The 20,273-nt window shown below is 63.3% G+C and carries 14 protein-coding genes; 8 read left to right on the top strand and 6 right to left on the bottom strand.

The genetic code is table 11. The annotated features are described in order from the left end of the window. Window positions 1-58 precede the first annotated feature (58 nt). The 6 genes from ROR02_RS12245 to ROR02_RS12270 all read right to left on the bottom strand — a co-directional run bounded on the left by ROR02_RS12245 (window position 59) and on the right by ROR02_RS12270 (window position 5,357). A complete protein-coding gene (locus ROR02_RS12245) occupies window positions 59-1,198 on the bottom strand; it encodes a hypothetical protein (protein WP_147164315.1) in 1,140 nt (379 codons plus the stop codon). A 173-nt stretch (window positions 1,199-1,371) separates the two neighbouring features. Then, the gene (locus ROR02_RS12250) at window positions 1,372-2,664 is read right to left on the bottom strand and encodes a PP2C family protein-serine/threonine phosphatase (protein WP_147164316.1); all 1,293 of its coding nucleotides are present in this window, start codon (window positions 2,662-2,664) and stop codon (window positions 1,372-1,374) included. Further along, window positions 2,661-3,410, bottom strand: coding sequence for an ABC transporter ATP-binding protein (locus ROR02_RS12255; protein WP_147164317.1), 750 nt, complete (start codon window positions 3,408-3,410; stop codon window positions 2,661-2,663). The genes ROR02_RS12250 and ROR02_RS12255 overlap by 4 nt, the downstream gene beginning before the upstream one ends. Window positions 3,411-3,420: 10 nt before the next feature. After that, a complete protein-coding gene (locus tag ROR02_RS12260) occupies window positions 3,421-3,759 on the bottom strand; it encodes an STAS domain-containing protein (protein WP_147164318.1) in 339 nt (112 codons plus the stop codon). Then, window positions 3,760-4,221 (bottom strand): ATP-binding protein, encoded by a 462-nt coding sequence (locus tag ROR02_RS12265; protein WP_147164319.1) that lies wholly within the window; start codon window positions 4,219-4,221, stop codon window positions 3,760-3,762. Next, entirely contained in the window at window positions 4,218-5,357 is a 1,140-nt protein-coding gene (locus ROR02_RS12270; protein ID WP_170245100.1) for a glycosyltransferase, read from the bottom strand. The genes ROR02_RS12265 and ROR02_RS12270 overlap by 4 nt, the downstream gene beginning before the upstream one ends. A 123-nt stretch (window positions 5,358-5,480) precedes the next feature. Here ROR02_RS12270 and ROR02_RS12275 point away from each other — a divergent pair, with 123 nt between their 5' ends. The 8 genes from ROR02_RS12275 to ROR02_RS12310 all read left to right on the top strand — a co-directional run bounded on the left by ROR02_RS12275 (window position 5,481) and on the right by ROR02_RS12310 (window position 20,256). Then, window positions 5,481-6,293: an SDR family NAD(P)-dependent oxidoreductase gene (locus ROR02_RS12275; RefSeq protein WP_170245101.1), complete on the top strand. Its 813-nt coding sequence runs from the start codon at window positions 5,481-5,483 to the stop codon at window positions 6,291-6,293. A gap of 222 nt (window positions 6,294-6,515) precedes the next feature. Then, window positions 6,516-6,815, top strand: a complete 300-nt coding sequence (locus ROR02_RS12280; RefSeq protein WP_170245102.1) for a phosphopantetheine-binding protein — start codon at window positions 6,516-6,518, stop codon at window positions 6,813-6,815. 10 nt (window positions 6,816-6,825) lie between these two features. After that, window positions 6,826-8,055, top strand: coding sequence for a beta-ketoacyl-[acyl-carrier-protein] synthase family protein (locus tag ROR02_RS12285; protein ID WP_147164323.1), 1,230 nt, complete (start codon window positions 6,826-6,828; stop codon window positions 8,053-8,055). A 158-nt stretch (window positions 8,056-8,213) separates the two neighbouring features. Continuing rightward, window positions 8,214-9,278: an HlyD family secretion protein gene (locus ROR02_RS12290; RefSeq protein WP_147164324.1), complete on the top strand. Its 1,065-nt coding sequence runs from the start codon at window positions 8,214-8,216 to the stop codon at window positions 9,276-9,278. After that, a complete protein-coding gene (locus tag ROR02_RS12295; RefSeq protein WP_147164325.1) occupies window positions 9,275-10,462 on the top strand; it encodes an FtsX-like permease family protein in 1,188 nt (395 codons plus the stop codon). The genes ROR02_RS12290 and ROR02_RS12295 overlap by 4 nt, the downstream gene beginning before the upstream one ends. Before the next feature lie 524 nt (window positions 10,463-10,986). Then, window positions 10,987-18,630, top strand: a complete 7,644-nt coding sequence (locus tag ROR02_RS12300) for a type I polyketide synthase (RefSeq protein ID WP_147164326.1) — start codon at window positions 10,987-10,989, stop codon at window positions 18,628-18,630. A 4-nt stretch (window positions 18,631-18,634) separates the two neighbouring features. Further along, on the top strand, window positions 18,635-19,945 hold the full coding sequence (locus tag ROR02_RS12305; RefSeq protein WP_246135530.1) for an aminotransferase class I/II-fold pyridoxal phosphate-dependent enzyme: 1,311 nt from the start codon (window positions 18,635-18,637) through the stop codon (window positions 19,943-19,945). A gap of 89 nt (window positions 19,946-20,034) precedes the next feature. Beyond that, window positions 20,035-20,256, top strand: a complete 222-nt coding sequence (locus tag ROR02_RS12310) for a hypothetical protein (protein WP_147164327.1) — start codon at window positions 20,035-20,037, stop codon at window positions 20,254-20,256. The last annotated feature ends 17 nt before the right edge of the window (window positions 20,257-20,273 follow it).

Raw genomic sequence — 20,273 nt, forward strand, 5'->3', positions numbered from 1 at the left:
TTACACCCCCAAAACCCAGGAAAATCCTATTTTTAGCCATCAGATCCGTCCGTTTTCATCAGATCGATTTATCGAATAGCCTCAGAGTCCTTTTTTTCTTGAAACCATATTCTTGGAGAATGCCCTGGATGGGGATATTCTCTTCCAGGACCCAACCGGCTTCCATCCATCCCGTATGCTCCTTGTACTCCGACAAGCGGTGCAACATCTCGTCAAGCAGCGACCGGGACAAGACAGCACCACCAATCGACTGGTGGTATTCGGACAATAAGCCAAATAAAATAACATTACCCGTCTGGAATCGGCGAAAAAGCATTCTTATTCCCAGCTTCATCCAGCCAATGAATGACGGGACAGGTCCAATATCTTTAGTTATTTCATAAAGATTTGGAATGAACATCGCAACAGCGACTGGTCTTCCTTCTAGCTCTGCGATGAACCCAAATTCAGATTTTACAAATGGCTTTAACTCCGTGCTAATTGCTTCAAGGTCTTCCTTTTCAAGAGGAACGAAACCCCAGTTCTTCTTCCAGGCATCATTATAAATCTGACGCATGATCTCGATGTCGCGGGCAATATTTTTCATGTCGATTTTTCGAAGCGTCAGAGTCGCGATCCGGTCACTGAAGCGCGGCCGGCTGCGAAAGGCTGCGATTCTGGCCGGCAGATCCTCCATGCGCCAGTAATGCAGGTCATGCGCCCGGGCGTAACCGTTGGCCAGGACGTGTTGTTCCAGATAGGCGGGATGCCACGGAACCATGAGAAGCGGGGGTTCGCTGCGTCCCTCCACCAGCAATCCCGGTTCCCCATTGATGGAAAGCAAAAAGGGGCCGATGGCGCGCGCGCGCCCTTGCTCGCGAAGCCAGGTTTCGGCCGCCTCGAAAAGCGGGCGGGTGACGTCGGGATCGTCGATGGCGTCGAGGCAGCCGAAAAGACCCGCATCCTCGAACACGCCCTTCGGTTGCGCCTTGTCGATTTGGGCGGAGATGCGTCCGACGGCTTGTCCGTCGCGGTAGGCCACCCAATAGCACGCGCTGCCATGCTTGAAGAACGATGCCTTGTCGGGCCGAAGGACGCTTTCCCGATCCATCCTCAAGGGCGGCGTGTACTCTGGGAATCCCGAATACAATCGCGCCGGCAAATCGATGAAATCGTCCAGTTCCTTGCCTGAATTCGCGGGTACAAGGGTAATGGTCATGGTTTCGCACCGTTAGAGTGAGACCCGAAAAGTGGCGACCGCCTTTCGGATAAGTCGAACGTAGAAAAGAGTTGGAGCGCCGGGCCCGGCTCCGGTTTTACGCACGGCGTCCTGGACAAAGAACAACCAAAACACCCCCTCCGTCACAGCCCCGGTCGGCCTAAAACTTCGGACTACAGCTTTCGAAGGGCCAGACAGGTGATGTCGTCGGCCTGGGGGTGCCCGTCCGTGAAGGCCACCACCGCGTGCTCGACTGCTTTGACGACATCGCGGGGATCGCCCCCGCGCCAGGACTGAAGCAGGGCGATCAAGGGGTCGATGCCGAACAGGTCCTCCGTGGGGGACATCGCCTCGGTCACGCCGTCGGTGTAGATGAACAGGCTGTCGCCGGGCGAAAGGCGGACCTCCCTGGTCGTGTACCGGGCATCGGGATCGATTCCAATGGCCGGACCGGTGGGCTTCAGCCGAACCACTTCGCTGCCAAGCACGGCGAGCCCATCCGTGTGACCGGCACTGCACCACTCGAAGCGCCCGTCCACCGCGTCGATCACCCCCAGAAACAAGGTGACGAACATGCATTCGGTGTTTTCGGCGGCAATCATGGCGTTGACGCTGGCCACCAGGTCGCTGGGCTTCTCCCCTCGGGAATGGGCGAGGGCGCGCATGGCGGTGCGCGTCACCGCCATGAAGAAGGCCGCCGGCACCCCCTTGCCCGAAACGTCGGCCACCACCACCGCCGCCCGCCGTTCGCCCAACGAGAAAATATCGTAAAAATCTCCCCCAACGGCCCGGGCCGGCTCCATCAAGGCGCCGAAATCAACGCCTGCCAGCTCCGGGATCGAGGCGGGCAGGATCGAGCGTTGCAGGCGTGCCGACAATTCCATTTCGCGGACACTTTCGCGGCGCGCCACCAGGGCGCGGACGACACGGGCGAAGGCCTGCGCGAATGGGGTGATGGCGCCGGCCTGGGCAATCATCGCATCCAGCAAGGCCGGGTCGAGATCGGCCCGTTCCAGGGCGTTGGCCGCATGCAAAAGGTATCCCAGCGGACGGTTTGTGTTGTCCAGCCGGTGCACCAGGATCTGCAGAATTGAAAGGGCCGCATCCGGATACGACAAAATCAACCGGTGAAGGTCGCCGTGGTGGATGCGCAGCAGCGCCATCGGGGTCTCGGAGATCACGGTCGCGGTGCGTGACACATCGGCCAGCGCGCTCATTTCGCCCAGCAGCTGCCCCCGGCCGACGACGGCGATGCAAGAAGACCCCAGCGGCGTCTCCAGGAGGATCCTGGCTTCCCCGGACAAAATGATATAGGCATCCTTGCCGCTTTCGCCTTGTTGAAACAAGACGGTTCCCGCGGTCACGTCAATCGCCTGGCACGCATCGGCCAATTGCCCGAGAAAACCGTCCGAAAGACCGACGAACAGCGGCGTTGCCTGCAAGGCTTCAACCCGGTCACGACTCATGATGGGTTTGTTCCCGTCGTCTCCAGTTCCCGCAAATGACCGTCGTCGATATGCACGCGTCGGGTGGCGATATCAAAAATCCGCTCGTCGTGGGAACTGATCACGACCGCGCAATTGATCCGGTTGGCCAGGGCGCGCATCTGCTCCAGGGCAATGCGGCCCGACTCCCGATCAAGGGAAGCCGTCGGTTCGTCCGCCAGGATCAGGTCGGGCAGGCTGACCAGGGCCCGGGCGATCGCCACCCGCTGTTGCTGTCCGCCCGAGAGCTGGTCGGGCCAGGATTTGACTTTCTCGCCCAGTCCCAAGGTGTCCAGAAGCGCCACCGCGCGCTGTTCATCCCATTCGGGGTCCGAAAGCGGCGTGACCATGATCCCGCTGATCACGTTTTGAAGGACGTTCAGGGAGCCCAGGAGATTGTGGCGCTGGAAGACGAAGCGAACACGGTTGCGCAGGCGCAACAATTCCTTGGTGGTGGTCTTGGACACGTCCTTGCCAAAAAGGGACAACTGGCCTTCCTGGATATGGCGCAAGGTGCCGATCAAGGTCAGAAGCGTCGTCTTGCCCGACCCCGAGGGACCGGTCAGCAAGACGACATCGCCTTCGCGAACCACCAGGTTGATGTCGCTGAGCACCTGGCGGCGTTGCGGGCCCGTCCCGTAGGCATAGTCGAGCGCCTGGGCTTCCACCACCACGGCTTTTTCTCGTTTTATGCCGTCTGCGTCTTCCGAAAGAGGCTCCTCGGACATTGGCGGGCACTCATCCCTGGCAGAAGGCAAGAGCGCCGTCGCGGGTTTCGCACACGGTCAGAATCGAGGTGAAGCCGCTGGCCTCGAACACGTCCCAGATCACCGGCCTGAGCGTGCAAAAAGCCATTTTTCCTTGTAGTGACTTGATTTTTTTGCCCACGATAAGAACGGCTCTCAATCCCGCGCTCGACACATAGGTCACGTCGGCAAGATCGATCACCAGTCTTTTGGCCCCTTTGTTGATGTGGGCAAGCAGAGCAGCCTCGACATCATCACAGGTATCGGTATCGATCTTGCCTTCGATGGCCACGATGGTCACCGATCCTTCTTGTGTTGCAGTAACCTTCATTTACACCGCTCCCTCCTTGTCTCGGTCCGCGGGGACCCAAAGCTGTTTCGTCACGGTCAGGTGGTTGGTGTTTCCATGCCGTTCGTATGCGTAGGAATCCATGAAGGTCTTCAAGAAATGAATCCCCAGCCCGCCCACTTTCCGGTCCTCCAAAGCCAGACCGGTATCGACCGCCGGCCGATCAATCGGATTGAACGCTCGCCCGTCGTCACTGATCCGGATCGAGATTTTTCCGGGCATGATTTCGGTCATTTCAACATCGACCCCATGCCCTTCGTTTTGGTCGTGGGCATAAGAGATGATATTTGTAAACACCTCGTCGACGACCACGAGAACCTGTCCCAGGATCCGATCGTCCCCCCCCACCTGTCGACAAAACGCCTCGACCGCGTCCAGAAGAGGACGGCGCTGGGCGGCGGCCGCGTCGACCCGCAGCACCACGACATCGCCCGTCGCCATCATCGTCCCCCCACCTCGGAAGAGGCCGCTGCCTTGAGGAAGCGCATGATCCGTCCCCGCCAGAGAACCTCTCGTTCCACCCAAGCCGTCGCAACCAGGAAGGGGATCAGGATCTCGCGGGCGATCATGAACAGTGCCTCGCGAGGCGCGCCTTCTCCCCTTGATCGGCGCTTCAGCCAAACCGTTTCGGCGCCCACCCACGCCGCCCCCAGCATAAGAACCGCCACTCCCGCGAGACCGCCCCCCACGCCCGGGGACGCGGCCAGTCCCAGCCCCACGCAGGCCAGGGCGGGGCCCATGCCGGCCAGTCCCTCAAGGACCAGAACGCCGGGAAGCATGCGCCGTCGACAGCCCGCCCAGCGGAGTTGGCGGCCCCAAACCTCGCGCAGGGCGCGCCGCCCAAGGGGCTGGGGCACCCCGCCTTGCATCACCCGCGTCGCCAGTCCCAGGCGGGCCACGGCCACGGCGGCGGCGTGGTCCTCGGCGAACGTCGCGGCCAGGGCGTCAAGCCCCCCCATCGCCTGGTAGGTCGAGGCGCGCAACACCTGAACGCCCCCCAGGCCACAGGTGGCGTGCAGCCGGTCAAGAAATTCGATCCACAGCAGTTGATAGCCGTTCAGGAAGGCGCATTCCAGGTCGGCCGCCGCCCCCACGGGCAAGACGCCGGCCTTGCCGACCGACACCAAGCCCACGCGAGCGCTCAGCAACGCAACGGCTTGCCCCACGATGTCGGCGGGGAGATCCAGGCCGCCATCCATCAAGACGAGCAAGGGCCGGTTGGCGGCCCGTAACCCCTTGGCCATGTTGTTGAGCTTCGGGTTGCCGGTCGGGGTCTCGCCCCCGATCAGCACCGTGCCGTCGCACACACCGAGGGAATCAATGAATGCCCGGGCGGCGGGAACGGCTTCGTCGTCGGCGTGCTCGCAGCAGATCAGCACCTGATCGCCGGGGCGAAGCTGAAGGCGAAGCGAGTGGAAGAACCCGGACGATGCGTCCCCCTTGCCCATGAGGGGAATCACGAAGGAAGCGGGTTCGCGCGACGGGGCCGGAACCGGGCGGGCCCTTGGGGGCAACAAAGCCGCGACCAAGCGAACGCCAATGGCTGTCCCGCCCCACGCGAGGGCTAGTGTCCCTAGCATGCCCCCTCCCTCCGGCCTACCGTGGTCCATCGTGGGCCCTTCTGCGCTTTGATCGCGCGGGATGGATATGTACCATCCGCAGCCGAGAAGAGTATATATGGAAAAATTCAAAGGATGACGCTGATGATAAACAGCAAGGCGACCAGCCGGGATCCCTCCTGGCGGCGGTTCATATCGGTTGGGGTGACGGGGGCCAGCAGTGGGATCGGGGCCGCCCTGGCTCGCGCCCTGGCCGCCCCTGGCGTTCACCTGAACCTGGCCGGACGAGACACCGCGCGCCTGCAAGCCGTGGCCGAGGCGTGCCGGGGGGCCGGCGCCACGGTCGACACCGATCTGTTCGACGTGCGCGACGCGCACCAGGCGGCGGACTGGATCAAGGCCGCGGACGCCCGACGCCCGCTTGATCTTGTGATCGCCTGCGCGGGCATCACCGGCGGCCGCAAGGCCGACGGCCGGGACGAAACCGCCGACGAGGCCTTGGAGGTGGTTCGTGTGAACCTTCTGGGCGCCATGCACGTGGTCTTGCCCGCCGTCGAAGCGATGACCCCGCGCCACGCCGGGCATCTCGTGGTGGTCAGCTCCCTTTCCGCGCTGCGGGGCATGCCCCAGTCGCCCGCGTACTGCGGGGCCAAGGCCGGCCTGACCATCTGGGCGGAAGGCCTGCGCGCAACCCTGCGCTCCCGGGGCCTTCGCCTCACCGTCGCCAGCCCCGGCTTCGTGCGCAGCCCCATGAGCGATCAGGTGATCAGCGCCAAGCCCTTCATGATCGACGCCGAGACGGCGGCTCGCCGGATTCTGACCGCCGCCGCCAAGGGCAGGCCGCGCGTCGTTTTCCCCTGGCTGTTGCTCCTCTCCTTGAAGTTTCTTCAACTCCTTCCGGCGACCTGGGGAGACGAGGCCTTGCGGCGAACCCCCGGACACATTGCCCCGAGATAGACTAAAACGGGTAAATCAGCGGCGAGACGCGCCAAATAGACAGGGGCTCGCCCGGCAAGGACAGGCTCCCGGGGGCCGAGTCCGTGAAAACAGGGTATGCACCATGAGAAATCTTCCATTTCCAAGTTGTGGCGCAGCATTTACCGTATAAGAGTGACCTTTGTGAGTCGGTCCCCGTTCAAGGACCCAGGCCGAGTACCAAACCGTAGGAAATACCGCAAAATGTCAGAAATGACGCTGGATGATGACGCGGCGTTTGAACAACGCGTGCGACTTGCAATTGCCAGAGGGGTTCCCATGGACCTCGACAAGGTCAATCTGGATTCCACATTTGGCGAACTTGGCCTTCAATCAATTGATATTATAAACATAGTTTTTGCTCTTGAGCGGGAATTCAAGTTTCAGTTCATCTTGCCACAATGCGATGCCGGGAACGGAGCGATTCATCTCGATTCCCGACAAATCCGCGAACTGTTAAAGATGGTGCGCGGCATGATTGACCGTTCCGCCCTTGGGCAGTGAGCATCGGATCATGGCGCGCAAAGTCCTGATTACGGGCATGGGATGCCTTTCGCCCCTGGGGAACGACACGGACTCGTTCTGGCACGCGGTCGTTTCCGGGCGCTGCGCCATCCGGCCGCTGGAGCATCCCGAGGGCCGCTTCATCAAGGGCGTGAAGACCTTCGCTCCTCTCGTGCCCTACGACCCCGCCCAGCATTTCGAGCCCCGGCGCCTGATGTGGCTCGACCCCTTCGCCCAAATAGCCATCCTGGCCGCCCGTCAGGCCTGTGCCCAGGCCGGACTGTCGCAAGCGCCGGTGAAGGGCCATCGCGTGGGGGTGGTAATCGGCAGCACGGTGGGGGGAAAAACCACCGAGGACCAGGGCAACCGCCTCTTTTGGACCGCGATGGCCGAGGACCGGGCGATCGGAGTCGACCCGATGGGCCTTCCGCGCGCTATGATGAGTTCCCCGGTAAGCACCGTCGGCATGGAATTCGGGTTTACCGGGCCCACGTTTTGCGTCAGTTCCGCGTGTGCCTCGTCCAACCACGCCATCGGGGTGGCGTTCTGGTTGGTGCGCGCCGGGGTGATCGACGTTGCCGTGACCGGGGGCGCCGATATCTGCTCGCCCCTGACCTTCCTGAAAGGTTGGGAAGCCTTGCGCGTTCTTTCCCCCGACCTCTGCCGGCCGTTTTGCGCCGAACGGCGGGGACTCGTGCTGGGCGAAGGCGCGGGGATCCTGGTCCTGGAAGCGGCCGAGAGTGCCCGGGCGCGGGGCGCGCGCGGGCTGGCCGAGGTGCGGGGCTTCGGAATGACGGCCGATGCCGGCGACATCACCCGCCCCTCGGTCGAAGGGACTTCGGGGGCCATCCTGGCTGCCCTGGAGGACGGCGGACTGGCCCCCGAGGATATCGACTATGTCAACGCCCACGGCAGCGGAACGCGCAGCAACGACGAAGTCGAAACCCAGGCGCTGCACAAGGTTTTTGGACCCCATGCCGGGGCGCTTTCGGTCTCGTCGACCAAGTCGATGATCGGGCATGCGATGGGCGCCGCCGGGGCCCTGGAACTCATCGCCACGGTCATGGCCGTGCAAAACGACGTGGTGCCGCCCACCGCCAATTTCGGCACCCCCACCCCGGAGTGCGACCTGGACTACACGCCCCATCACGCCCGCCCCCGGCCGCTTCGGGCCGCACTATCGGATAACTTTGCCTTCGGGGGCCTTAACGCCGTCTTGGCCGTGTCGCGGTGTGAATGATGCGGCCCTTTTTCGCTTTCCGTGGACTCAACGCGTAATACGGGTTTTTCACCCATGCCTTCCTAAAAAGTGCATTCCAGTCGGAAGCGATCCGTGAACGCACCCTAATTTTTTGATTTAGCGTGTTTTTTAGTCGCCGATGAAGGGGGGGGGATCCCATGTCGCGAGGTGTCTCGTTTCTTTTCCAGGGGAGCGTGATCCACGGCACGCCAGCCGTGTTTGTCGCGGTCTTGGGACTAGCGGTGTCGATGGCCTGGGGCGGCCCCCTTTGGGCCGAGACGCCTCCCCCCGGGGGGGCGGACGCCCAGGTGGGGGGCAGTGCCATCGTGGCGCGCGGGCGCATTGACGTGCCCATCCGCATGACCACCCTTTATGCCTCCACCACCACGGCCACGCCCATGGTGGCCCGCGTGAGCGTGGTCGAAGGCGAGGCCTTGAAGAAGGATCAGGTCGTCGCCACGCTGAGCAATCAGGATCTTGCCTCGGCCGTGGTGCGGGTTGCCGAACAGGAACTGCGCCTGGCCGAGGAAAAACTGAAGGCGGTCCAGGGCCCCGCCCGGGATCACGAAGTGCAGGCCAAGGAGGCGGAAATTGATGCCGCCGTGGCCAAGCAACGCCAGACCGCCTCCCAGGCGCATCGGGCCAACCAGCTTCGCCAAACCGACGCCATGGCGGCCGCGGCCGAGGAGCTGCGCGTCCAGGAGCATGCCGAAGCGCAAGCCAATCTGGAGATGGCGCGCCACCAGCTCGTCGCCATGCGCGAACAACTGCGCACCGACCGGGCCATCGCGGCCGTGGAACGCGACCGGGCCGAGGCCCAGCTTGCCCAGGCCAAGGCGGAACTGGAAACGACACTCGTCCGCGCGCCGTTCGACGCCGTCGTGCTCAAGGTCTTCGCGCACGATGGCGGCGCGGTGGCCGGAACCGGCATCGCCCGCATCGCGGATTTGCAGAGCCTGCGGGTGATCGCCGACGTTCCCGAGGTCGACGCGGCCCGGGTCCGGGTGGGGAACGAGGCGTTCACCATGCTGAGGGGGTCAACCACCCCCTTACCCGGCCATGTCACCCGGATCGCGAATGTCGTCAACCGCCAGAACCGGCCCGATCCCGAAGCCGCCGCGCCCAGCGACGCCCACATGGTGGAAGTCGAGGTCGAGGTCAACGACCTTGCCAGCTTGCCGCCCATTATTGGCTATGAAACCACCGTCAGGATCACGCCATGAGAGACCTTATTCTCTCCTTGCGTCTGAAGGTCGGAACGCAGCAGCTCTATCGTCAGCTCACGAATACGATTTTGGCGCTGGTGGGCGTCACGATGAGCATGATCGTGCTTTTCGTGCAGTTGGGCATGCAAGACGCGGTCTATGGGTCCGGCGTTCGCATCCACAAGAACCTTGTCGGCGAAATCGCGGTTGTCGAACCGACCTTCCGGTCCATCCAGACCTTCACGACGGTTGATCGGGATATGTTGGAAGTGGCCGAACGCTATCCCGGGGTCGAAAAGGCCATGCCCTTTTATTACGGCAACATGCCTCTGATCAGTCTGAAGGATGGATCGGCGCAACAAATTTTGGTCTACGGCATCGATCCGGTGTATCCGGCCTTGGATCTTCCCGGTCTCGCGGATCAGATGCAGGAAATCACGCACGATCGACACTACCTTTACGATATCCAATCGCGTCCACGCTACGGAGACCTGGCAAACACCCCGGGAGAGCCCGACGGACTTCGTATTTTGGGTCCGCTTAATGCCGAGCAACTGCGTCGTGAAGTCGTCATCGGGGGATTTTTCTCTCTAGGACCCAATATTCTTTACGACGGCGCCTTGATCACCTCGACCAACAATTACGCTATTGCGCCGGGCAGCCCTCTCAGTCAAGTGGCGATTATCAGCGTTAAACTAAAACCAGGCATTGATCCCCTTGTAGCCCGCGATGCGATTGCCGACCTTGTGGGCAAGAAGGCCATGGTTCTGACCAAGGAACAATTGATCGAAACCGAAAAACTGTTCTGGGCACGGGAAACACCCATTGGCCGGATCATCGATCTTGGCCTTGTGGTTGGATTGGCGATTGGCATCCTCTTCGTCTACCAGGCCGTTTTTCAGGTTATCAAAACAAATATCCCCGAATATGCTGTTTTGAAGTCCCTTGGATATTCCACCACTTTTTTTGCTTGGGTGGTGATACAAATCTCCGGAATCGTTGTCCTTGTTTCTTATATCGTCGGCCTGTTGCTTTCGATCTGGATATTTTCCGTGACCGAGGAAGCAACCCATCTTGGAATGTACCTTTCTCCAAGAATTCTTCTCATGGTTTTGTTGATGACAGCCGGCATGGCGCTGGCCTCCGCCTTCCTCGCCTTGCGTCGCTTGCTCAAGGTCGATCCCGTGACCTTGTTCAGTTGAGATCCCGCCTCGAAAGTCCAGTGACGGACGAGGCGTCGCAAGGCGCGTCGAAGGAAGGAAGGAAGGAAGGCGGCCAGGGTTTCGTCACCCCCCGATGTTGATTGTCGGGGACGAACGGGTGTTCATTGTAAGGGTTGTAAAAATGGGTAGGTCACTTGTTGAGCTGTAACAAAAAGAATGGATGGCAAGAGGTTCGCCGAATTTACAGGGAAAGAAAGATAAAGTGGTGTTTCTAAAAAAAGAGGGGTAATATTGAGTGTCATGGGGTGTTGGCGTAAAACAAGGCTGGTCAGGGATTCACATGGCGGTTATTTTTCCTGTGCCCGACCAAACTGGGGGTGAAATCTGAACTTTGGTTTCAGCCTTTCAAATCCTTACAATAAATAAAAAACATCAATCGCTCCGTCCGAAAGTGGTTCCAGGCAAGGTGTGCGGCTTTTCCTCGTGAAGCGCGCTGTCCTGCCGCCTGACCTATCCCTCCTGGCCGAGGTTTTTACTCTGTAACTGAGGTCCACGGGTCATAAATGGTGCAGACGAAATCTTCCCTTAGGGGCTACGAGCCGATCGCGATTGTCGGAATAGGCTGTCGCTTTCCGGGCGGAATTGTGTCACCCGCAACGTTCTGGGACTTTCTCCTGCGCGGCCAGGATGGCACGCGAGAGGTGCCGGAAACCCGCTGGAACCTGGATCGTCATTATGATCCCGCGCGCGGAAAACCCGGGAAAATTTATACAAAAAGGGGTGGGTTCCTGGAGAATGTGGAAGGGTTCGATTCGCAATTCTTCGGAATATCACCGCGCGAAGCCGCCTACATGGATCCTCAGCAGCGGTTGTTGCTGGAGGTCACATGGGAAGCCTTCGAGGATGCCTGTATTCCCATAACACACCTGGCCAGACACAAGGTCGGCGTCTACATCGGCCTTTTCACCCACGATTACGAAAACATTCACATGCGAACGACCGAGCGTGATCTGCACTCGGTCCATTCCGCCACCGGCATGTCCACGACGATTGCCGCGAACCGCCTGTCGTATGTATTCGATTTCATGGGTCCGTCCATGGTGATCGACACGGCTTGCTCTTCGTCGCTTGTCGCAACCCATCTGGCCTGCCGGGCCTTGCAGGCCGGCGAGGCCGATCTGGCGGTTGCCGGGGGGGTCAACCTTCAGCTCGCGCCCGACATGGCCATGGCCTTGTCCAACGCCTCGATGCTGGCGCCCGATGGGCATAGCAAGTCGTTTGATGCCCGGGCCAATGGGTACGCGCGCGCGGAAGGCGCGGGGGTTGTCGTGCTCAAGCCGCTGCGCAAGGCGCAAGAAGACGGTGACGCCGTTTACGCGGTCATCGCGGGCAGCGCGGTGAATCAGGATGGGCACAGCCCGGGCATCACCGTGCCCCATGGTCTTGCCCAGGAAATCGTGATGAAGGAGGCATTGGCCGCCGCCGCCCTTTCGGGGGCCGACCTTACCTATGTCGAGGCGCACGGCACGGGCACGCCGGTGGGCGATCCGATCGAAGCCGGCGCCCTGGGGGCGGTGCTGACGGCGGACCAGCCCGGGCGACTTCCTTGCGTGGTGGGCTCGGTTAAAAGCAATTTCGGGCACGCGGAGTCGGCGGCGGGAGTCGCGGGGTTGATCAAGGTCGCGCTGATGCAGCACAACGGCCGCATCCCCGCCAACCTTCATTTCGAAACACCGAACCCGGCGATCGCGTTTCAAGCGTTGCGGCTGCGGGTGCCGACGGCACCTGAGCCCTGGCCGGCCGGAGAAGGGGGACGGCGGTTCGCGGGGGTCAATTCCTTCGGGTTTGGCGGCACCAACGCCCATGTCATCGTCGGACGCGCCCCGGACGTCGCCGGGCCCGCGCCGACGGCTCCCGACCACGGGCCCCGTCTTGTGTGTCTTTCGGCCCGCAGTCGGGAAGCCCTTGTCGAGAGCGCGGCAAACCTTGCGCGTTACCTGCAAGCGCCCGCGTCGGAATCCTTCGACGCCCTGTGCGGGGCCCTGGCCCTGGGGCGGGCTCACCTGGCCGAGCGGCTGCTGGTGGTGGCCCAGGACCGTGACGAGGCCGGGACTCTTCTGGAGGCGTTCGCCGAGGGGGTGCAGGGGCCGGGGGTGATGGTCGGAACGGCAAGCGCCCAGGGTCCGCTGGCCTTCGTCTGCTCGGGCATGGGGCAGCAGTGGTGGGGCATGGGGCGCGACCTGATGGCGCGCGAGCCGGTCTTCGCCGCCAAGATCGCCGAGATCGACGCGTTGTTTGCGGCGCTGGCGGATGATGTTTCGCTCGCCGATCTGTTTTCGATGGACGAACAGGGTTCGCCGATCAATCAGACCCAGATGGCCCAGCGCGCGATTTTCGCGGTGCAAATCGGACTGGCCACCTTGTGGGAGGCGCTGGGGGTGCGCCCGGACTTCGTGGTCGGGCACAGCATCGGCGAGGTGGCGGCCTCTCACATCGCGGGGGCTTTGTCCTTGCCCGACGCCGTCACCATCTGCTTTCACCGCGCCCGTCTCCAGTCCCGGCTGGCCGGGCGGGGGGGGATGCTGGCGGTGGGTCTTTCCGAGGAGGCCGTGGCCGCGTTTTTGAAGGAAGGGGGGGACGCGGTCGCCGTGGCGGCGATCAACAGCCCCGGCAGCGTGACACTGTCGGGTCCGGTCGAGGATCTGCGTCGGTTGCACGATCTTTTCGAGGCCCGACAGATTTTCGCGCGAAGCCTCGCGGTCGAACTGCCCTACCACTCCCCGGTCATGGACGAAATCGGTCCGGAATTTCGCCAGCAGCTTCAAGGGATTGCACCAAGAAAAACGCAAATCCCCCTTGTTTCGACCGTAACAGGCGCAGTGATGGATGGCGCGGGGCTGACCCCCGACTATTGGGTGCGCAACATCCGCGAGCCGGTGCGCTTTTGCAAGGCCATGGACACCCTGATCGCCTGCGGCTGTTCCCTGTTCGTCGAACTGGGGGCGCATCCGGTTCTGGGCCCGTCCATCACCGAGTGCGTGAGCGCAGCCGGTAAAACCGGGAGCGTCATTGCGTCGCAGCGTCGCCATCAAGAAGGAGGTCTTGCGTTCTGGTCGGCGGTTGGCCAGTTGCATTGCCGGGGCTACGACCTGCCGTTCGAGCGGCTGGCCCGGCGCCCCGCCCAACGGGTCGCGCTGCCCACCTATCCGTGGCAACGGGCGCCTTACTGGATGGAATCGGCGGCCTCGCGTCGCGACCGGACGGGACGGGCAACGAACGACGGCCCCCTTGCCCATCCGCTGCTGGGGGACCGGCTGACCGCCCCGCATCCGGCCTGGCGGGGGGAAATCGCGCCCGGGCGCCCGGCCTTTCTGGAGGATCACCGGGTTCAGGGCTCGGTGGTTTTCCCGGCCGCCGGGTATCTTGAAGTCGCCTTCGCCGCCGGGTGGGAAACGCGGGCCGGAAGGTTGCCCGTGACCCTGGAGGGGGTCAGGATCGACGCCCCCCTGGTTCTGGCCGAGACGAACGCCTGTCGCATCCAGGTGACCCTGGGCGAGGACGGACGGTTCGAAATCCACAGTCTGACCGGGAAAGCCGAAGACGCGCACTGGATGCGGCATGCCAGCGGAATCGTGCAAGGCGAGGCGGATCGCCCGCCCCCCGAACGGATGGAGGTGGACCGTCTTCAATCCCACCTGCCGATCCAGGAAGACGCCTTCGCGTTCTATGGCCGTTTTGATCGCACCGATCTTGGGTATGGCCCCGCCTTTCGAAACATCAAGGCGGTCTGGGTTGGCACGGACACCGTGCTGGGGCGCTTTGGCTCCCGATTCTCCTGCGAGGACGAGCGCGCCGCGTATCTTATTCATCCAGCCGTGCTGGATTCGGCGTTTCAACTCCTGGCCGGCCTGCCCGACGAGGGAACCTTCCTTCCCGTCGGCATGGAGCGGGCCACGGTCTTCAAGGCCGGCGCCCCCATCGCCTGGGCGTGCGTGACGCTGACCGAGCGAACCTCGTCGCGTCTGAAGGCCAACGTCATCGTTGCGACGCAAGACGGGGACGTGGTGGCCACGGTCGAGGGGTTGACCTGCCAACGGTTCGACAGCGTGGATCGCACGGGAGCGGCCGACGATCCCTTTTTGTATCGCGACACCTGGGTCGCCATCCCCTTGCCGGGGGACGACGAGAGCGGGGCGACCCGGGCGCCTCTTTTCCCCTTCGACGCCGTGGTGGACCGGGTGCGGGCCCGGCACGGTGCCCGGACGCGCGACCGCGCCATTGATGCCCTGACCCCCCGGCTGGATGCCCTGGCCCTTGACTACGTTGTCGAGGGGCTGGCCGCGTTGGGATGGACCTGGGCGGTCGGGCAAAGTCTCAGCGTCGACGCGATGATGGAACCGCTGGGCATCACGACGCGCCATCGGCGGTTCGTGGCCCGCATGCTGGGCGCGCTGGAACACTCCGGGGTCTTGCGCGCGGACGAGGGGGGATGGCGGGTTGTCGCCCTTCCCGCGAACGGATCGGCGCAAGAGCAGTGGCAGCGGCTGGCGCGGGCCTTCCCTTCGTGCCACGCCGAGCTGGTTTTGGTGCAGCGGTGCGGCGCCGGGCTGTCACGGTTCCTGATCGGCGAGGACGAGCCGCTTTTTGCCTTGTTCCCCAAGGATTGCCCGATCGCGGAGCAGCTTTATTCCGACGGGCCGACCATTCGGCCCTATAACCGCGTTGTCGCCGACCTGGTTCGGGAAATCGTCTCCCACCTGCCTGAAGGCGAGGTGGTGCGCGTCTTGGAGCTTGGCGCGGGCACGGGAGGATTGACCGCCCATCTTCTTCCACTTCTGCCGCCCGAACGCACGCGTTATACGTTCACCGACGTCTCGGAGCGTTTTCTTTCCCAGGCCAGGCATCGCTTTCGCGCCTATCCGTTCTTGCGGTTCGAGAAACTGGATATCGACGTCAATCCGGCGGAGCAAGGCTTCGCGCCCGGGCGCTTTGATCTGATTTTGGCCTCCAACGTCTTGCACGCGACGGCCGATCTGCGCGCCACCTTGACCCATGTCCGCCATTTGCTCCGGCCGGGCGGGGTCGTGGCCGCCGTGGAACTGACCACCCCTCCGGTGTGGTTCGATCTGGTGTTCGGACTGTTACCCGGCTGGTGGGCGTTCTCCGATACCACGCTTCGGCCGGCGCATGCGACGCTTCCGGTCGCGGGCTGGCTGGATGTTCTGGCGCGCTCCGGATTCGAGACCCCCCGCGCGATTGTCGATGACGCAGAGGAGGGCGCGGGCAGTCATGGCGTGATCCTGGCCCGCGCGCCCGTCGATCCCGGCCGCCTGGACGGGGGGACGGGAGCCCTCACGCCGGCCCGGGATGGGGCGGCTTTCTCTTCGCGTCCCGTCTTGCTGGTGGGGGAAGACGGCGTGTTGCGCGACCGGGTCGCCCTGGCGGTGCGCGCTGCCGGCGGGCGGGTCCTCGCTCTTTTGCCCCATTGCCGGGAGCATGCCCTGGAGCGGCTGGGAGAGGCCGGGGATCTGGCGGCCCCCCCGATCGTGGTGCTTCTGCCCCCCCGGGATCCGTCGAGCGGAGCCGGTCCGGAACAAGTGCCGTCGCAGGAGGCCGCGCACCGGTGCGCTGATTTGCAAGCCAACGTGCTCGCCCTGGCGGAGGTGGGCCGACACGTCCGCCTCACGCTGTGGATCGTCACCACCGGGGCGGTGCCGATGGGGCCCGCGGCGTCGGCGTGCAACCTGATCGGGGCGGTGCTCAAGGGGTTCGCCCGCTCGGTGATCAACGAATGCGAGGAGATGGACACCCATCTCATCGACCTTGGCCCAAGCCCCGAGGCCGACGAGGTGGCGGCCCTGGCGCGCGAGGTTCTCTCGGGCAGCCCGGAAGCGGAAGTCGTCTTGCGCCAGGATCGGCGCTATGTCAGCCGCGTTCACGCCTGGCAGCCGCTTCGCTCGACCGAGGCTTTGGAAGCCCGGTACGAACTGCGAAAATCCTCGCGGCCCGCTCCCGAGGATCTGGTGTTCCACGAGGGCATCCTTGCCGATCCGGGCCCCGGAGAAGTTCAGCTAAGAATTCATGCATCGGGAATCAACTTCAAGGATTTCGCGCTTCTTTCCGGCTTTATTGAAGGAAAGGAAGATGACCTTGGCCTTGAGGCGTCGGGCATCATCGTGTCGGTGGGGCCTGGCGTCGTGGATTTTTCCCCGGGCGACGCGGTGTTCGGGTTTGTCCGGCACGGCATGAATGCCGTGGTCAATGTTCCCGTCGACGTGGTGGCGCGCAAACCCGACACCGTGAGCCTTGAGGAAGCCGCCGGCATACCCGTGGTGTTCCTTTCGGCCTACCACGCGCTCAAGCGGCTGGCCGCCGTCCGGAGGGGGCAAACCGTGCTTGTCCACACGGGGGCCAGCGGGTTCGGGCTGGCCGCCATCGAGGTCGCGCGCGCCCTGGGGGCACGGGTGCTGGCGACTGCGGGCACGCCCGAAAAGCGCGCCTATCTGACGGCCCGTGGCGTTGAATTCGTGGGAGATTCCCGCAGCCCCGCCTTTGCGGAGGCGGTGATGGATCACACCGGCGGCGTGGGGGTTGATGTGGTCCTCAACACCTTGCCGGCGGCTTTTATTGAACACAATCTTCAGGTCCTGAGGCCGGTTACCGGGCGGTTGGTGGATGTGGCGAACGTCCATTACGACGCCACCCTTTCCTTCAGGGCCTTCGCCAGGGGTCTCACGGTTGCGAGTTTCGACCTGAAGACCATTGCCCTTGGCCATCAGGGGTATGTGCGGGATCTGTTGCGCGAGCTGACGGGGATGTTCGCATCCGGGCTGTTGCGGCCGGTTCCCCATCGGTTGATCTCCATCGAGCGTCTGTCTGAAAGCCTGCATAGCCTTCGCAAGGGAGCCCATATCGGCAAGTTGATCATCACCCATCGCGACGCGTGGCTTCCCGTGGTCCCGACCAACCGGCCCTTCGATGTGGCGCCCGACGCCTCCTATCTTGTCACCGGAGGCCTGACCGGGTTTGGCCTGGCAACGGCGCGGTGGCTGGCCGAGTGCGGCGCCCGCCACCTGGTGCTGATCAGCCGACGCGGAGAGGCTACCCCCGAGGCGGTGCCCGGGCTGGCGGCCTTGAAGGCCATGGGCGTCGCCGTCCAGGCCCTTGCGTGCGATGTCACCGACCGGAAGGCTCTTGCGGATCTTTTCGATCGGTTCGGGCGGGATCTGCCCGTGCTGCGCGGCGTTGTGCATGGCGCCCTGGTGCTGCGCGACCGGCCCTTGCGGGCGCTGTCGCTTGACGACATCCGGGCTGTTCTCGCGCCGAAGATCGACGGGGCCTGGAATCTGCATCACCTTTGCGCCAATCAACCCCTTGATTTTTTTCTATGTTATTCGTCGATCTCGGCCTTGGTGGGGAACCGGGATCAGGCGAACTACGCGGGGGCCAACGCGTACCTTGAGGCCCTCATGGCCATGCGCCGGGCCGCCGGCAAGCCCGGTCTCGCGATCGGCTGGGGGATGATCGCGCAAATCGGGACGGTTGCCCGCGACCGGGAGATCATGGAAATCCTTCTGCGCCAGGGCGTCTATCCGCTGTCACCCGACAAGGCATGGGCGAGCGTGGGGGTTGGTTTGCGCGATGACCTCGGGTACCTGGGCTCGATGGTCGCCGACTGGAAAAAACTCAGTCGGTTCGCCCGGGTGATTGCCGCCACGCCGCGCTTCCACCTTCTGATTTCCCGGCTGGAAGCCAAAGCCTCCGCCGGAGCCGAAGAGGGGTCGTTCGCGGCGTCGAGGCCCGGGGCAGAGTCCCCGGCGTCGGGGGAAGATGCGCTGGAACGGGCCGTGATCCGGGATATCGCAAGCGTCCTTGGAATGAAGCCGGAAGCGGTTGACGTGAAGAAGCCGCTGCCTGAACTGGGCTTCGACTCCCTCATGTCGGTTGAATTGAGTCTCGCGTTGGAGAATTCGACGGGGCATCGGTTCAATCGCATGGCGCTTCTTCGACCGGACGTGAGTGCCGCCTTGCTGATTTCGACCCTTCGTCAGGAAGGGGCCACGGGTCACGCGAACGAACAGGAAAGAACCCCACTTCCCCCGGTTGATCCGCAGGCCGTTGTTCCGCAAGCCGGCACGGTCAATGTCGCGGAGTTGAGCGACGACGAGGTGGACGCGCTTCTTCAACAACTGTCGGTGGGGGAATAAGGTGTTGAGCGAGAAGGCAGGACTGTTCTCCAACCTCAGCGCCGAGGAAAAACGGCGGCTGCTTGAAAGGATGCTGAGGGAAAAGGACAAGAAAAGGGAAAAGGACTCGACCACCCTGGAATCGGCCTTCGAGTTTCCACCGGAGTATGCCGGGTACCGAAAGAAATTGGAAACAACGGGGGAAGAAGGGGTCGGCGATCTTTTTTACCGGAGTTTTGAAGGCGTCAACACCCGTCACGCCCTGATTGACGGGGTTAAAGCTATCAATTTCTGCAGTTACAACTACCTGGACTTATCCGGAGACGAACGCGTCGGGGCGGCGGCGAAGGCGGCCATCGAGACGGATGGAACGTCGGTCTCGGCCTCGCGCCTGGTCTCCGGGGAGCGGCCCGTTCACGCCGCGCTTGAATCGGCCCTGGCGCGCTGGATCGGGGTCGATGCCGCCTTGGCGTTCGTGGGCGGCTATGGGACCAACGAGGATGTGATCGGCCATCTGATGGGGGCGGGCGATCTGATCCTTTACGATTCCCTGATCCATGCCAGCGTGCAGCAAGGCGCCAGACTGTCGGGCGCCACGGTGATCCCCTTTCCGCACAACAATCCACAGGCGTTGGAGAGCATCCTTCAGCGTCGTCGGGCCCAGGCCAGGCACGCGCTGATTGTCGTGGAAGGCGTCTACAGCATGGACGGCGACATTCCCGACCTGCCGGCCCTGGTCGAAATCAAGCAGCGCCACCAAGCCCTTCTCATGGTGGACGAGGCCCATTCCATGGGCGTGATCGGGGCGACGGGCAAGGGGCTTTCGCAATACGCCGGCGTGCCCCCCCGCTCGGTTGATCTGTGGATGGGAACGCTTTCGAAGACCTTTGCGAGCTGTGGCGGGTACATCGCGGGCAGCCAGGACATGGTGAGCTATCTTCGCCATACCGCGCCGGGGTTCGTGTTCAGCGTCGGCCTGGCCCCCCCCCTGGCGGCGGCGGCCCTGGCCGCGCTCCAGATCCTGGAGGAACAACCCCAGCGGGTCGCCGTCTTGCATGCCCGCGCACTGCTTTTTCATACGCTGGCCCGCACGGCCGGGTTGGACGTGGGCGTGGCCAGCCCGGAGTCCGCCATCGTGCCGATCATGGTCGGCGAGTCGGAGAAAGCCGCCCGGCTTTCCCGGGCCTTGCTGAAAAAAGGGGTGCTGGCGTTGCCCATCGGTTTCCCCGCCGTCCCCGAAAACAAGGCAAGGCTGCGGTTTTTCCTGAGCAGCGCCCATACGGAAGAAGATATCCGCTCGGCTGTCAAAGCACTCGCGGCCGAGAGCGCGGCCTGATGCCGCCCGACGTTTAATCCAACTCGACAGGCGGGATTCCCAAGGTGGCCTGAGTATAACACGGATGCACCGGCGGGTTTGGGCCAAGCGTGGCCACCGTCCCCTTGCCGTCGGCACGCACCGTTACAAATGGCTCCATCTCTACGCCTTCCGTCCATCCCGCCAAGGGCGCCGCCGAATGGTGGGTCGCCAACTCGGTCAACGTCTTCCAGGGCATCCTGGATCCCTTCGCCCGCGAGAGCGGCGCCGGGCCGGACAAGACCGTCGTGCTCCTGCTCGACAACGCCGGCTGGCACCATGGACCTTGCTAGAGCATTTTCAGCCGAAA

Origin of the sequence: Pararhodospirillum oryzae (assembly GCF_007992075.1) — a bacterium.
Lineage (GTDB): Bacteria > Pseudomonadota > Alphaproteobacteria > Rhodospirillales > Rhodospirillaceae > Pararhodospirillum > Pararhodospirillum oryzae.

Bases quoted from the DNA above. Each gene is read 5' to 3' on its own strand.
- ROR02_RS12270 (WP_170245100.1), bottom strand. From the start codon at position 5,357: ATGCTAGGGACACTAGCCCTCGCGTGGGGCGGGACAGCCATTGGCGTT.
- ROR02_RS12295 (WP_147164325.1), top strand. From the start codon at position 9,275: ATGAGAGACCTTATTCTCTCCTTGCGTCTGAAGGTCGGAACGCAGCAG.
- ROR02_RS12290 (WP_147164324.1), top strand. From the start codon at position 8,214: ATGTCGCGAGGTGTCTCGTTTCTTTTCCAGGGGAGCGTGATCCACGGC.
- ROR02_RS12265 (WP_147164319.1), bottom strand. From the start codon at position 4,221: ATGATGGCGACGGGCGATGTCGTGGTGCTGCGGGTCGACGCGGCCGCC.
- ROR02_RS12260 (WP_147164318.1), bottom strand. From the start codon at position 3,759: ATGAAGGTTACTGCAACACAAGAAGGATCGGTGACCATCGTGGCCATC.
- ROR02_RS12300 (WP_147164326.1), top strand. From the start codon at position 10,987: ATGGTGCAGACGAAATCTTCCCTTAGGGGCTACGAGCCGATCGCGATT.
- ROR02_RS12250 (WP_147164316.1), bottom strand. From the start codon at position 2,664: ATGAGTCGTGACCGGGTTGAAGCCTTGCAGGCAACGCCGCTGTTCGTC.
- ROR02_RS12285 (WP_147164323.1), top strand. From the start codon at position 6,826: ATGGCGCGCAAAGTCCTGATTACGGGCATGGGATGCCTTTCGCCCCTG.
- ROR02_RS12280 (WP_170245102.1), top strand. From the start codon at position 6,516: ATGTCAGAAATGACGCTGGATGATGACGCGGCGTTTGAACAACGCGTG.
- ROR02_RS12275 (WP_170245101.1), top strand. From the start codon at position 5,481: ATGATAAACAGCAAGGCGACCAGCCGGGATCCCTCCTGGCGGCGGTTC.
- ROR02_RS12245 (WP_147164315.1), bottom strand. From the start codon at position 1,198: ATGACCATTACCCTTGTACCCGCGAATTCAGGCAAGGAACTGGACGAT.
- ROR02_RS12255 (WP_147164317.1), bottom strand. From the start codon at position 3,410: ATGTCCGAGGAGCCTCTTTCGGAAGACGCAGACGGCATAAAACGAGAA.